The organism is Psychrobacter sp. N25K4-3-2 (genome assembly GCF_015351755.1).
Classification (GTDB): Bacteria; Pseudomonadota; Gammaproteobacteria; order Pseudomonadales; family Moraxellaceae; genus Psychrobacter; species Psychrobacter glaciei.
The window spans coordinates 659,022-672,800 of sequence record NZ_JADKLX010000003.1 but is presented as its reverse complement, the minus strand read 5'-3'; the positions used below and the strand labels follow the sequence as shown (position 1 = coordinate 672,800).

General features: G+C 44.2%; 12 protein-coding genes. 9 read left to right on the top strand and 3 right to left on the bottom strand.

Annotation, left to right across the window (positions count from 1 at the left end; all coding sequences use genetic code 11):
- Window positions 1–111 (top strand): FAD-linked oxidase C-terminal domain-containing protein (locus IOD06_RS10670; RefSeq protein ID WP_194618367.1); only part of this gene is annotated, 111 nt, incomplete at its 5' end.
- Window positions 112–197: 86 nt separating this feature from the next.
- Here the strand turns inward: IOD06_RS10670 and IOD06_RS10665 are convergent.
- Window positions 198–824 (bottom strand): BLUF domain-containing protein, encoded by a 627-nt coding sequence (locus tag IOD06_RS10665; protein WP_194620846.1) that lies wholly within the window; start codon window positions 822–824, stop codon window positions 198–200.
- A 601-nt stretch (window positions 825–1,425) separates the two neighbouring features.
- Here IOD06_RS10665 and IOD06_RS10660 point away from each other — a divergent pair.
- From IOD06_RS10660 to lspA, 4 genes are all read left to right on the top strand, one after another.
- Window positions 1,426–3,063: a carbon-nitrogen hydrolase family protein gene (locus IOD06_RS10660; protein ID WP_194620845.1), complete on the top strand. Its 1,638-nt coding sequence runs from the start codon at window positions 1,426–1,428 to the stop codon at window positions 3,061–3,063.
- Window positions 3,064–3,183: 120 nt separating this feature from the next.
- On the top strand, window positions 3,184–3,735 hold the full coding sequence (locus IOD06_RS10655; RefSeq protein WP_194620844.1) for a protein disulfide oxidoreductase: 552 nt from the start codon (window positions 3,184–3,186) through the stop codon (window positions 3,733–3,735).
- 433 nt (window positions 3,736–4,168) lie between these two features.
- A complete protein-coding gene (gene ileS / locus IOD06_RS10650; protein WP_194620843.1) occupies window positions 4,169–7,030 on the top strand; it encodes an isoleucine--tRNA ligase in 2,862 nt (953 codons plus the stop codon).
- Window positions 7,023–7,673 carry a signal peptidase II gene (gene lspA / locus IOD06_RS10645; RefSeq protein ID WP_194620842.1) on the top strand — a complete coding sequence of 217 codons (651 nt, stop codon included), beginning with the start codon at window positions 7,023–7,025 and terminating at the stop codon, window positions 7,671–7,673. Before ileS ends, lspA begins: the two co-directional genes overlap by 8 nt.
- 87 nt (window positions 7,674–7,760) lie before the next feature.
- Here the strand turns inward: lspA and IOD06_RS10640 are convergent, their stop codons facing one another.
- Window positions 7,761–8,432 (bottom strand): cold shock and DUF1294 domain-containing protein, encoded by a 672-nt coding sequence (locus tag IOD06_RS10640; RefSeq protein ID WP_194620841.1) that lies wholly within the window; start codon window positions 8,430–8,432, stop codon window positions 7,761–7,763.
- Between the two features lie 166 nt (window positions 8,433–8,598).
- Here IOD06_RS10640 and IOD06_RS10635 point away from each other — a divergent pair, with 166 nt between their 5' ends.
- Window positions 8,599–9,096 carry a peptidylprolyl isomerase gene (locus tag IOD06_RS10635; protein ID WP_010201752.1) on the top strand — a complete coding sequence of 166 codons (498 nt, stop codon included), beginning with the start codon at window positions 8,599–8,601 and terminating at the stop codon, window positions 9,094–9,096.
- Window positions 9,097–9,144: 48 nt separating this feature from the next.
- On the top strand, window positions 9,145–10,185 hold the full coding sequence (locus IOD06_RS10630; protein ID WP_194620840.1) for an aldo/keto reductase: 1,041 nt from the start codon (window positions 9,145–9,147) through the stop codon (window positions 10,183–10,185).
- 134 nt (window positions 10,186–10,319) lie between these two features.
- Here IOD06_RS10630 and IOD06_RS10625 read toward each other — a convergent pair whose 3' ends face one another.
- Complete coding sequence (locus tag IOD06_RS10625; protein ID WP_010201754.1) at window positions 10,320–11,120, bottom strand: 1-acyl-sn-glycerol-3-phosphate acyltransferase; 801 nt, start codon at window positions 11,118–11,120, stop codon at window positions 10,320–10,322.
- 323 nt (window positions 11,121–11,443) lie between these two features.
- Here IOD06_RS10625 and hflX point away from each other — a divergent pair, with 323 nt between their 5' ends.
- Both hflX and IOD06_RS10615 read left to right on the top strand, forming a co-directional pair.
- Complete coding sequence (hflX, locus tag IOD06_RS10620) at window positions 11,444–12,904, top strand: ribosome rescue GTPase HflX (protein ID WP_194620839.1); 1,461 nt, start codon at window positions 11,444–11,446, stop codon at window positions 12,902–12,904.
- Window positions 12,905–13,332: 428 nt separating this feature from the next.
- Window positions 13,333–13,761, top strand: coding sequence for a CidA/LrgA family protein (locus tag IOD06_RS10615; RefSeq protein ID WP_026037380.1), 429 nt, complete (start codon window positions 13,333–13,335; stop codon window positions 13,759–13,761).
- Window positions 13,762–13,779: the final 18 nt, after the last annotated feature.

Below are 13,779 nucleotides of genomic sequence, written 5' to 3'. Positions count from 1 at the left end.
CCTTATTTACACTACAGCCGCAGCGAGACTGAGATTGATTACTTACGAGAGGTCAAAAAAGTCTTTGATCCCAATAATATTATGAACCGTGGCAAGATTTTTGATATGTGATTGGTATTTTAATCGCTTACCTCAAATAAAAAGACGCTAAACTCAAAAGTTAGCGTCTTTTTTAGCTCAGCTATAAAACTTATAATTTATAAATACAACAGTATCAGCGCTACTACCAGCAACACACTCAAAAAGCCTTGAACGATCAAAAAGGCCTGATGCGGTGCCGCGATATGACGAAACATATTGCCCAGTGCATTATAAGTAATGCCAGCGGCTTTTATATGTGGCGGGCTATCAAACGTTTTGATAATCTGCAAAAATTGCTCCGTACGCTTCGAGGTCCAGCCATGCGGGGCAAACGGTAAAAAAGGCGACAACTGCATGGCTTGCTTCTTGGTCGCTGGCGACCACAACCAACGCTCCAAAAATAGCAGGCGCATACGCCAATCAGCAAAGCTACGCTGATCGATCACTCGTAATAGCAAGACTTGCACATTTTTATGACGACTATCGGCAAAAATACGCTTTTGCAAAGCCAGCACGTTTGATTTTTCACCTTCAATACATTGTAAGAAGTGACCATTGCCATAACATAAAGTACCCGTAATACCATGCTGCTCATTATAGTCCCGAGCATGACCTTCTACTTCATCAAATATTGAGGCTTTTAAGCGCGTACTGAGGGTGATACTACTGACATACACCAATTGAACCAATGCTGAATCCTCTACTGCTTCTAGAGGGTCGACCGTATGTGTCAAGGGTGCCATAAAATAATCCTAAAAAGCCGCCTATAGACCGCAAAATGAAGTAAGTCAAACAAAAAACACGTTCAGACCAAGCAAAGACAGGGACATCGATTCACAAAAACGTAGCAAATATTTACTACGCGGGACTGTCATTGACCCGCTACATTGGTATGATAACTATCGAAATATAAAGTAATCAGCCAAGTCATGATGAATAAGCGAAGCCAAAAGTAATAGGAGACGCTACAGAATTTCGATGCTGTTAGAATAGAGACTGTTATATTAGATATCTAATTACTAGACTAGCTACTATTAGAACAGATGCTATTCATGCAAGTACGATTGATTCAGCTACTAACAAGGTCAGTCTTCTTAAATGTAGACACTTGCAAACCTGTTAAAGCCCTCATTAAAACTTTTAGATGATATGTAATCGCTATAACTCATTGTAAATAAAAAGATAAATTATTGTAACGATTATATAAGCGTATTGGAATATTTTTATCGCTTTTGTTACACAAAAATCTTTAGGTCTATATATAGCTATAGACAATACATCAGATACTACACCGCACAACGCATTAATTTTACGATGTTCATTAACACCGCAGACAGGAACCTTATGAGTAAAATCGAAAAAATAGACGACTTTCACCTCACGATTGCTGAGATCAAGAAAAAAGATTATCCGCAGTTAAAAGCCTTGATGGACCGTGTTTATGTGAATTTGGGCGGCGCATGGTCAAAGACCACTATTCATACCTTGATTGATGCCTTTCCTGAAGGGCAGATTGCAATGTTTGATCATGATCAGCTGATCGGTATCGTTCTATCGATGCGCGTGGACTATGCCAAGTTCTCGAATCCGCATACCTATGATGATTTGATTGGGCACAAAGAAATCATTAGAGACAATCCAGAAGGTGATGCTATTTATGGCTTGGATGCGCTGATTGACCCTGAGTATCGTGGATACCGTTTGGGTCGTCGTCTTTATGATGCGCGTAAAGAGCTGTGTCGCCAGCTGAACTTCCGAGCTATCTTGGCTGGAGGCCGCATTCCTAATTACTATAATCACAAAGATTTGACCCCTGGTGAGTATATCGACGCGGTCGAATCACGTGAAATCCATGACTCTGCCCTTTCCTTTCAGCTATCCAACGGTTTTATCGTTAAGCGTATTTTGACCGCTTATCTGCCAGATGACGCTCAATCTAAAGGCTTTGCTACTCTACTTGAGTGGGCCAATATTTATTATGAGCCGCAAGATTACAAGCCGAATACTCGTAAGTCAGAAGTGCGTATCGGTGGTATTCAGTGGCAAATGCGTGAAGTTGAATCGCCTGAGGAGCTCTTGCAACAAGTAGAATTCTTTGTCGATGTCATGGCCGATTACAACTCAGATTTTGCTTGCTTGCCAGAGTTCTTTAACGCGCCATTAATGGGTCTGTGTGAATCCACCGATCAAAACATCGCGATTCGCTTTTTGGCCGGTTACACCGAGTGGTTCAAAAACGAAGTCTCGCATCTGGCAGTCAGTTATAACGTCAACGTTATTGTCGGCTCCATGCCATTAATAGACGGAAACGATACGTTGTACAATGTCAGCTATTTGTGTCGCCGCGATGGTACGGTGGAAGAGCAGCGCAAAATCCATATTACGCCGCATGAGCGTAGCGCTTGGGTGATCGAAGGTGGTGACGAGGTCAAAGTATTTGACACGGATGCCGGTCGTATTGGTATCTTAGTCTGTTATGACGTTGAATTTCCTGAGCTTGCCCGCTTACTGGCACTTGACGATATGGATATTTTGTTTGTGCCTTTCTGGACAGATACCAAAAACGGCTATTTACGTGTGCGCCACTGTGCCCAAGCGCGAGCCATTGAAAACGAATGCTATGTCATGATTTGCGGCTCAGTAGGTAATTTGCCGCAAGTTGAGAGCCTAGATATTCAATACGCGCAGTCGTCGATTTTTTCACCGTCAGACTTTGCTTTTCCGCATGATGCGATTATGGCCGAAACCACAGCAAACACTGAGATGATCTTTTTCTCAGATGTGAACTTAGATAAGCTGACTCACGTCCGTAACGAAGGCTCGGTACATAACCTGATTGACCGTCGTGATGATTTGTTTAGCTTAAAATGGAAACGAAAAGCAAAAATTCCAGCGAGCAAATTAACCGACGAAGAGCGCCGTGAAAACTCAGGCAGTGTGCTCATTGGTAATCCGTTACAAAATCGTGCACAAAAGCCTTAATCGGTTATCTTAAAAAGTAATCACTAAAAACAGTTACATAAAATTGATGAGTAATACGGCTGACATTTCAGCCGTTTATTTTTATCTCTCAAAAAAATTTAGAGCAAAAATGCAGCCATTATGACGATTGATCTCACAAATAAAAAAGATATTCTTAAGAAGACACCAAAGCAAAAGGTGCTTTCTATAGTTAAAACCTTGCTCATATATGGTTTGATATTTGCCGTTATTTATACTGCCATCAATTGGTGGCGACAACCCGTCATGCCAGCCAACCCACAATTGCAATTGATAGACTACCAAGGACAAACGGTTGATTTAGCAGCACTGAGTCAGGAGAAGCCGACACTGGTATATTTTTGGGGTACGTGGTGTTCAGTCTGTAGTTTCACCTCGCCAACCATAAACAAACTTGCCGCTGCAAATGATTATCCAGTCGTTACGGTTGCCATTAAATCAGGCACTGATCAAGAACTACACCGCTACCTTAATGAAAACAGTTATCGCTTTACGACAGTAAACGACCAAGAGGGTCATATCTTTGCTGATTGGCAAGGGCAAGTCACGCCTTCTTATGTCATCTTAAAAGATGGCAAGATGACGCAAGGATTGACAGGTATTCAACCACTCTGGTCGCTTAAATTGCGCTTGTGGTTATCCTCCGTTTTTTAGACCTACGCCAATTAGGTATAATCTAGGGTCTGTTGAACAATCGAACTTGCCAGACCTATGATTTAATGAGCAAAGTATTTATGCTGACATAAATGATTGGTTTTGGCTAAAAACAGGACGATACTGACCAGCTCTTTTTACCCTTCCCGTTTTGTCATATAATAGCTGCCGTTATCATCGGTGCTAGACTAATTATTCTGATAAATGCATTTTTTGTTGCAATCGTCCCGTTAGTATTTATTATGGACGTAACTATTCACAAGCAACCTATTGTAAGCAACGTTGTCTAAGACAACAAACGAGTATCGATTATCAAATATTTGACCCCATATTATATTTAACGTTAATCTTAAATTTCACACCTGACTTTACATCAATTTTTTAGTCACTTTTTAACCTATCTTTTAACCTACTTTTTAAAAAGACACCTTCTATGACTGATAAAAGTACTGATACGCCAAGCCAAGACTATAAAGACACGCTAAATCTTGCTGATACGCCCTTTGCGATGCGCGCAAACCTTGCCAAACGTGAGCCAGATTGGCTGGCTGCGTGGGAAGCGGATGACGTGTACGGCAAAATTCGCAAGGCGCGTACAGGTGCGACCAAATATATTTTGCACGATGGCCCTCCATACGCCAACGGTCAAATTCACTTGGGTCATGCGGTCAATAAAGTACTCAAAGACATTATCGTAAAGTCAAAAACCTTATCAGGCTTTGATGCACCTTATGTGCCCGGTTGGGATTGTCATGGTCTGCCTATCGAGCAAAAGGTCGAAGCCAAGGTTGGCAAAGTCGGTCAAAAAGTCTCTGCAACTGAATTCCGTGGTCTGTGCCGCGAATATGCAAGCACGCAGATTGAGCTACAAAAGGCAGACTTTAAACGTCTGGGTGTGTTTGGTGATTGGGACAATCCTTATTTAACGATGAACTTCCATCAAGAAGCCAACATCGTACGCGCACTGGCCAAAATCCATGACAATGGTCATGTCACTCGCGGTATGAAACCCGTTAACTGGTGCTTGGACTGTAGCTCTGCGCTGGCTGAGGCCGAAGTGGAATACCAAGACAAAGTCTCAGATGCGATCTATGTCAGTTTTGATGTGCTTGATACGCAAAAGGTTGCCGCATTGAGCGAGATTGATGGCAATATCGCAGCGGTCATCTGGACGACAACGCCTTGGACGTTACCAGCTAACCAAGCCATCGCCGTACATCCTGAGCATGACTATAGTGTGGTGGCGACTGAAAAAGGCAACTTCTTATTAGCGACTGATTTGGTTGAAAGCGCACTGACTGAGTTTAAACTTAGCAATCAAGGTGTATTAGCAACTGTATCCGGACGTGAGCTTGAGGGTCTACGCGCCCAGCATCCACTGATTGTAGACCGTCAAGTGCCACTTATCTTAGGCGATCACGTAACCACGGATAGCGGTACTGGCTTAGTCCATACGGCGCCGGGTCACGGTCTCGACGATTATATCGTTGGTCTGAAATATGATTTACCTGTTGAAAACCCAGTAAGCGGTACGGGCGTCTATTTAGACAGCGCAGCGGTATTTGCAGGCGAGCATATCTATAAAGCCAATCCAAAAATCATCGCTGCCCTACATGACAACGGTCATCTCGTTAGCCATACCAAGATTGAGCACAGCTATCCGCATTGCTGGCGTCATAAATCACCGATTATCTTCCGCGCCACGCCGCAGTGGTTTATCAATATGGAAACCAAAGGTTTACGTGAGCGCGCGCTTGCTGATATTCCAGCGGTCAATTGGACGCCGGCATGGGGACAGAACCGCATTGAATCGATGATGACGGGTCGCCCAGATTGGTGTATTTCGCGCCAGCGTACATGGGGCGTACCGATTGCCTTTTTCACTCATAAAGAAACGGGTGAACTACATCCAAACACCCTTGAGCTCATGGAAACTGCCGCGCAAAAAATTGATGCAGGCGGTGTGGAAGCTTGGTTTGATGCCAGCTGTGAAGACTTTTTGGGTGCGGAAGCAGCTGACTATGACAAAGCGACTGATACATTAGATGTTTGGTTTGACTCAGGTACGACGCATTTTGCCGTCCTTGAGCAACGCGATGAATTGACCAATCCTGCTGATCTGTACTTAGAAGGCTCTGATCAACATCGCGGTTGGTTCCAGACGTCGTTATTAACCTCTGAGGCCATGTACGAGCGTCCTCCGTTTAAGCAAGTACTGACCCATGGTTTTGTGGTCGATGAAAACGGTCGCAAGATGAGTAAGTCGCTTGGCAACATCATCACGCCGCAAGAAGAGATTAACAAAACAGGTGCAGACATGCTGCGCTTGTGGATTGCGTCGAGCGATTATCGTTATGAGATGAGCGCAGGCAAAACGGTCTTTAAAGGCGCAATCGACATGTATCGCCGTATCCGTAATACCTTGCGTTTCTTGCTTGCCAATACCGATGACTTCGATCCAGCAACCAATAGCATTGATATTAATGAGCTGGTCAGCCTTGATAAGTTTATCATTGAGCGTACGCAAACGGTGCAAGCACAAATCATCGACGCCTATGATGCGATGGACTTCCACCAAGTCACTCAGCTTATTGCCGCGTTTTGCTCGCAAGACTTGGGCAGCTTCTACTTAGATATTATCAAAGACCGTCAGTACACCACCCAGACTGATGGACAGCCGCGTCGCTCTGCACAAACGGCTATTTATCATATCGCCCAAGCATTAATTCGCTGGATTACGCCGATTTTGTCGTTTACTGCCCAAGAAGCGTGGGAAGTGTTAGAAGGTAAAAACGGCAATGAAGCAGGCTATGTGTTTACCGAAGAATGGTACACCTTCCCAGAATTTGAGCTAAGTGCAATCAGTACTGATGATTGGCAACGTATCATGCTAGCCAAAGATATGGTGAATAAGCATATCGAAACCGCACGCGGTGAAAAAATCATCAATGCTAATTTATCGGCTGACGTTGATTTGTATGCTGATGGTGCGATGCATGAAAGCTTAGCCAAGCTTGGCGAAGAGCTGCGTTTTGTGCTGATTACCAGTAGCGCAACCTTAAAGCCGATGAGTGATGCTCCTCCTGCTAATAAAGATAATGCCACAGAGCAAGCTGAAAGCAACACTAAAGAAGTGTCAGACTTAGTAGTCAATGTTAGTGCCGCGACGGGTACCAAATGCGTGCGCTGCTGGCATATCCGTAATGACATCGGTACAGATGCCGCACACCCTGAGCTATGTGCTCGCTGCGTCACTAATGTCACGGGTAACGGCGAGGTGCGCCACTATGCCTAATCCGACACCTAACTCAGCGCCCAACCCAACAGAGTCACCTGAAGACAAGCAGCAGCAGTCTAAGGTCGACCACTCGCCAACCCCTGCCCATGCAACAACGGGCAGTTCAACGACACCGAGAAGTCGCTTGACTAAAGTGCCAAAGATTATTGCTAATGGCAGTCGTGCTTTTATGTGGTATCTGGTGTCACTGATTGTACTTATCATCGATCAGTGGACGAAGTGGCTGGCTGAAACCAACCTGACTTTCCATGAGCCAGTACCCGTTATCGAACCGTTTCTTAATTGGACTTTAGCATACAATTATGGCGCTGCTTTTAGCTTTTTGGCGGATGCAGGCGGTTGGCAAAAGTGGTTTTTCTCGGGACTTGCTCTAATCATGTCGCTGTTTTTAATCATCTATCTGATTAAAGCACCTCGTAAAGCCACGCTATTATCGCTCGGACTGGCTTTAGTGCTTGGCGGTGCAGTTGGTAACTTAATAGATCGTCTGCTACATGGTCACGTGATCGATTTCATTCATGTCCACAATGCTGACGTTTGGCATTATCCGATCTTTAACATCGCGGATATGGGCATCAGTATCGGTGTCGCGATGATTGTCATCGATATGCTATTTTTAGAAAAGAAGCGTGAGGTTTAGCGCTTATAATCGTACATAGTTTTTAGATTCAAAAGGTGGGTTACCAATAAGTAACCCACCTTTTTTGTTGTTTGTTAGCTATCTTTTTTAGATCAGAGAATCAAGCAATTCTTTCAAATTTTCTAAACCGCCACCTGCCAATAAAAACAATAACCCTGCCATGTTAATCACCACGGTCAAATAATACGCCATGCGAAACTCAGGTTTTTGTGATTTATGCCGCAAGTAAGTCTGTGCGACCATTGCTCCTACCCAACCACCCAACGCACTGAGTAGATGCAACGTTGACTCAGGCGTGCGCCAAGCGCCACTTTGCGCAGCAGCTTTGTCCTTGGCATACATCATATAAGTAATCAAACCCAAAGCTACATACCACCCCACGACCAGCCAGCTTAACTTATATGTCACTGCTAATAGAGCTAAGACACCATAAAATCCCACACCAAGGAACAAGCGTTTTTTCTGTCCTGCTTCAAACTCCGCTTGATGACTACGCTTTGCATTACGATGACGGATTTGCTGATTCTTTTGTGCCATTTTCTGTTGCACAAAGCTCAGCTCTTGCACATCTTTTGCCTGCATCCGTCCTTGGCTATCTTGCCCCAGCGTAAAGACGACTTGCTCACCCAATTCAGGGCGACGGCGCGCTTTAAATTCATTGATATGAAAGAATACTGAATCACCCTGCTCAGTGTCGATAAAGCCAAAGCCTTTATCATCTTGCCACTTTTTAATGTGGCCTTGTTGCTTATTTGCCATGGTTCCTCCAAACCTCATTTAGACTTGCCAAATATAGTACACTATTTGCGTTACACTATTTACGCTTACAACCTTTCACAGATGGCTTATCATTTCTTATACTTATCATTTCTTATATTAATTTTTTGACCTGAACTTCTAATCCCGCAACAGATGGCTTTTGACTATGACCGACTCACAATTTATCAATCCCAATGAAGACACGCGCATCACTTTTGGCAGTCTTGTAAAGCTGCATTTTGAAGTATCATTAGAGAACGGTACGATGATTGACTCTACCTTTAGCCGCGATGCGCCTGTGACGCTGACCATTGGTGACGAGAGCTTACTACCCGGTTTTGAGCAAGTGTTAATGAACCTGCGTGCGGGTGATACGCGCTCAGCCCACCTTGATCCAGAGCAAGCATTTGGTGATTGGAATCCTGACAATATTCAGCATTTTAGCCGTCCTCAATTCGCGCTGGTCGCTGATAACCCCGAAATTGGTATGATGGTAGAATTTGAAGATAAAGGCAAAAACACCCTACCCGGTACCATCAGCGCCATCGATGATGACCAAGTCGAAGTGGACTTCAATCATCCACTCGCTGGGCAAGCTGTATTGTTTAAAGTAAAAATCTTTAAAGTGACACCGCCCGGTGTAACGGGCATAAAGCTCATGTAAAATAATTCATTTAGAAATACTCTGTTGAATGAACAATAAGGATAAAAAATGCAATATCAAAAACTGCCACAAATTAATGAAGACGTTTCCAAAATCTGTCTAGGTACGATGACGTGGGGACAACAGAATGATGAGACCCAAGCGCATGAGCAGATGGACATGGCGCTAAGCGAAGGGGTGAATTTTTGGGACACGGCAGAGATGTATCCATCGCCGCCGGACAAAGACAAACAAGGCGATACTGAACGCTTTATGGGCACATGGTTTAACAAAACCAAACAGCGTGACAAAGTTATTCTTGCCAGCAAAATGTCACCGATGGATTTTTTACGCGACGGGCAAACGCGCTTTAATGCTGAGCAAATCAGCAGCGCCATTGATGGCAATCTTGAGCGTTTGCAAACCGACTATATTGATATTTATCAACTGCACTGGCCTGAACGCCAAGCGAATTTCTTCGGTCAGCGCGGTTATACTGAAGCGATGGCAGCGCAGTCACTAGACGATTTAACGCCTTTTTTAGAGACCATTCAAGCGTTAAATGATGAGATCAAAAAAGGTCGTATTCGTGCTTATGGGCTGTCGAATGATACTGCGTGGGGTCTGATGCGCTACCTATGGGAAGCAGATAAAAACGGCTTGATTGCCCCCATCACTGTGCAAAATCCCTATAGCCTGCTGAACCGCTTATATGAAGTCAATATGGCAGAGATTGCACATCGTGAAAATGTAGGTCTGCTTGCTTATTCACCGCTTGGTTTTGGTGTGCTGTCTGGTAAATATCTCGATGGCAAACGTCCGACTGGCGCACGTCTGACCATGTACGACCGTTTTGGGCGCTACGTAAATGAACAAGCCAAATCAGCCACTGAGCAATATGCCAAGATAGCCGCTGATGCAGGTTTGGACATGGCACAGATGTCATTGGCTTTCGTCAACTCTCGTCACTTTGTCACCAGCAATATCATTGGGGCAACGACCACCGAGCAGCTCAAATCCAACATTGATAGTGTTAATGTCGAGCTGACAGCAGACGTATTGGAAGCAATTGAAGCCGTACATACACAACAGCCTAATCCATCACCATAATCTGCCATCTATCAGAGCGTAGTGGATTAAATTAAGTAGGCTCTATTGAAGCTCCCACCAAAAAGGGCGCAAATCGCTAGCATTATCACTGCGATTTGCGCCCTTTTTTTGACTATTACTTCAATTGCAAATATTTAGTCTTTAGCTGGTACGTTAAGTACTCTTGAATGTAGTTCAGCCAACCCCTCTTGCATACGTGACTGCAATACATTGGTCAGCTCGCTTTTGCTACAGCCTGCTGGATCTATCGGCGCTAATGGCAATACATAAGCGGTCACGTCTTTGCTATCAAGCACTTTTTTCATGCTGTCCTTCATCGTCAGCTTGCCATAATATGGCAGTGCTTCGCTTAGTGTACCGTCTTTATTGACATAAGCGATAACGATGGGGCGAACCGGAACGTCTGCCTCTATCGCTGCTTGTAGCAATGTCCCATGAATACGTTTGATTTTTTTACCATCGGTAGTCGTCGCTTCTGGGAAGAATATCACCGAAAACCCTTTCGCTAAAAAGCTAGCAATCTGCGCTGCCACCGAGCCTGCATCACCGGAACCACGCTCAATAAATACCGTACCTGCCGCATGAGCCAACTTGCCAAATACTGGCCACTCACCGATTTCGGCTTTGGATAAGAAAAAGGCAGGACTCACCGTGCCCACGACCGGAATGTCCATCCATGACACATGATTGGATACCCATAGACCATGATGCTGTTGCACTGGCTCAACTTCAACAACCTTTACCCCAAAGGAGCCTGCCATCTTACGACAAAACGCTTGAATGTAGCGTGGCAATTTTTCGCGTGGTGGCTGCTTAAATGCGCCAATACGCTGAGCAGCCCTAAGACCACCAGCGATCGTCGTGGTCATTCCCGCGATTTGTTTACCGCGACCCCATTGTTGTTTGAGTGAAAAGCCTGACTTAGCTTGGCTCATCTTCGTCCCTCATGATTGAATGTTTGGTTTTTAGATAGTTAAAAAAACGAGCTAAGTATAACAAAGTTCTGTCACTCAGTGATAGCTTGTTCACTCAGTGAGTGTTTACTTTTATACAAATGGGTAATGAAACAGATTTATAGAAAATCAGCCACCATAAATGCTGTAACATAAAATCATCGCTAATTATGCCAATACGCTTTAATATCAAGTGATAAGACCACATATAGACAACCATCTGAACGTTATATCAAAGCTTACTGAATCAAAGCTTACTAAATTGATAATAGCGATTTATTTACTTTATTAATAGGTGATACTCTTTGGATTATTTTGAAAGACATGAAGGTGGCGAACGCGCCATTATAGTACATTTAGACATCCGCCAAATTCAAGATCCTGACGATCTAGGTGAATTTGAGCTATTAGCAGACTCAGCAGGGGCTGATCGTTTGGCGTTGGTCACAGGCTCACGCCAAAGACCCGATGCCAAATACTTCGTCGGTAGCGGCAAAGCAGCAGAAATAGCAGAATTGGTGCGCGAGCATGACGCTGATATCGTCCTTTTTAACCACAGCTTATCGCCATCTCAAGAGCGTAATATCGAAGCCTTGGTGCAATGTCGCGTACTGGATCGTACTGGTCTGATTTTGGACATTTTTGCACAGCGTGCGCGTACCTATGAAGGTAAGCTACAAGTAGAGCTGGCGCAGCTAAACCATTTATCGACACGTTTGGTACGTGGTTGGACGCATTTGGAACGTCAAAAAGGTGGTATCGGTCTGCGCGGACCCGGTGAAACCCAACTTGAGACCGATCGTCGCTTATTACAGACTCGTGTGAATCAGCTAAAAAGCAAACTGGAAAAAGTGCGCCAAACACGCGCTCAAGGTCGAGCACGTCGGCAAAAATCAGACGTGCCGACTATTTCACTCGTCGGTTATACCAATGCGGGTAAATCCACATTGTTTAATCGCTTAGTCGATGAAAACATCTATGCGGCGGATAAATTATTTGCCACGCTCGATCCGACTTTGCGCCGTCTAGACTGGCAGGGTGTTGGGCGCGTGGTCTTGGTCGACACGGTTGGTTTCGTCCGTCATCTACCGCATGAGCTAGTCGAGTCTTTTCATGCAACGTTAGAAGAGACATTAGAGGCAGATTTATTGCTACACGTCATCGACTCTTCTAGTGAAGATATGCACGAGCAAATTCAAGCAGTCAAAGATGTACTGGCAGAGATTGACAATGATGTGCCGGTACTCAATGTCTACAATAAGATTGATTTGACGGATGAGCCCGCTCATATTGGTTATGCTAGCGAAGGTCAACCCAACCGTGTCTATGTTTCCTCTAGAGAGAACCTAGGCATGGAAGGGTTGTCACTTGCTGTGCAACAGCTGCTAACTGGTGCTTTAACAACCTTTGATTTGACTCTTCCTTATAATGCAGGTCAATTCAAAAGTACCTTGTATGAGCTGGGCGTCATTTTAGAAGAAAGCTACGATGATACAGGTCATGAATGCTTGACCATTCGTTTGCCAAGTGACAGACTCAGACAGCTCCTTGGTCAAGCCGACTTGAATCCTCTAGATGTATTGCCATTAGCACAAGCCACGCTACTGATGCCAGTCCTTGAAGAGTTCGAGCAGCCTGATGAAGATGAAGACGAAGACCAACTTATGACGAAAGCAGAAGAACAAGCTTTTGATGATTTTGATGCCCTTAACTCTGAGACGTTGAGCTCTGAGACATTGCACTCAGAAACATCAGAAGAAAAATAAGCGTAAAATTTGGGTGTATAGATTTGATTTGGATTTACAAATTCAAATAGCGTCTTCCCAAAACGCTTGGCTTCTCAATTAATAGGCCTTTTCATCAGTGGTTTCTTAACATAGAGTGTTAAATGATAAATGGACGGTATCAACGATATCGTCTATTTTTTTGACCTCCATTTTTTCACCATCATGTGTGACTAGATTTTTCGACTAAAAACTTAGAAGATCAATAACCAGTTCTAGCGTTTTAGAGGCTTTATTAGTTGGTTTGCTCTCTATATAATCAACTTTTATATATTTAACCCATTTAGACGTTATCGATTACATTGAAACCATAACCGAGCAAAGACATCCCTTTTTGCTATGCTCTTGGCGATACTGCCTACTCGATTTTATGAACACACTCTCTATCTCTGACTTGGCCAGCACTGCTTATGAATTCCACTCATTCCTCGCGTATGCCCCTATGGATGGCCGTCATCCTAACATTGGTCATGATCATTTTGGTCCGTGAATCTGCCGTTATCATCTGTCAGTGGGCGGGTATCGAAAAAGCCGCCAATATCGTCGGTTTAATCGCGATGTTCTTTATCTTGATGGCATGGCGTTTACTTAAAGGCCTGCCCAGTTGGCTTACCCAAGCCAGTAATGTCTTATTGGTCGATAGTGGCTTTGCTTTTTTGCCCGTGTCAGCTGGTGCAGGCTTGCTATTATTCGCATTAGGTGACGAGCTGTGGGGTGTGATGCTGACCATGTTAATCAGTACGCTCATACCACTATGGGGACTGGCCATTCTTGCCAACCATTGGCTAAGCGATAGCGCAAATACCAATACTACTCATAAGCAAAAACAGCAGCCTTGAGCTGTATAACCAAGGAAA

What these genes read in the sequence shown, in the direction of transcription:
- IOD06_RS10665 (WP_194620846.1), bottom strand. Translation starts at nt 824, where the DNA reads ATGGCACCCTTGACACATACGGTCGACCCTCTAGAAGCAGTAGAGGAT.
- IOD06_RS10640 (WP_194620841.1), bottom strand. Translation starts at nt 8,432, where the DNA reads ATGGCAAATAAGCAACAAGGCCACATTAAAAAGTGGCAAGATGATAAA.
- IOD06_RS10630 (WP_194620840.1), top strand. Translation starts at nt 9,145, where the DNA reads ATGCAATATCAAAAACTGCCACAAATTAATGAAGACGTTTCCAAAATC.
- lspA (WP_194620842.1), top strand. Translation starts at nt 7,023, where the DNA reads ATGCCTAATCCGACACCTAACTCAGCGCCCAACCCAACAGAGTCACCT.
- ileS (WP_194620843.1), top strand. Translation starts at nt 4,169, where the DNA reads ATGACTGATAAAAGTACTGATACGCCAAGCCAAGACTATAAAGACACG.
- IOD06_RS10660 (WP_194620845.1), top strand. Translation starts at nt 1,426, where the DNA reads ATGAGTAAAATCGAAAAAATAGACGACTTTCACCTCACGATTGCTGAG.
- IOD06_RS10615 (WP_026037380.1), top strand. Translation starts at nt 13,333, where the DNA reads ATGAATTCCACTCATTCCTCGCGTATGCCCCTATGGATGGCCGTCATC.
- IOD06_RS10655 (WP_194620844.1), top strand. Translation starts at nt 3,184, where the DNA reads ATGACGATTGATCTCACAAATAAAAAAGATATTCTTAAGAAGACACCA.
- IOD06_RS10625 (WP_010201754.1), bottom strand. Translation starts at nt 11,120, where the DNA reads ATGAGCCAAGCTAAGTCAGGCTTTTCACTCAAACAACAATGGGGTCGC.
- IOD06_RS10635 (WP_010201752.1), top strand. Translation starts at nt 8,599, where the DNA reads ATGACCGACTCACAATTTATCAATCCCAATGAAGACACGCGCATCACT.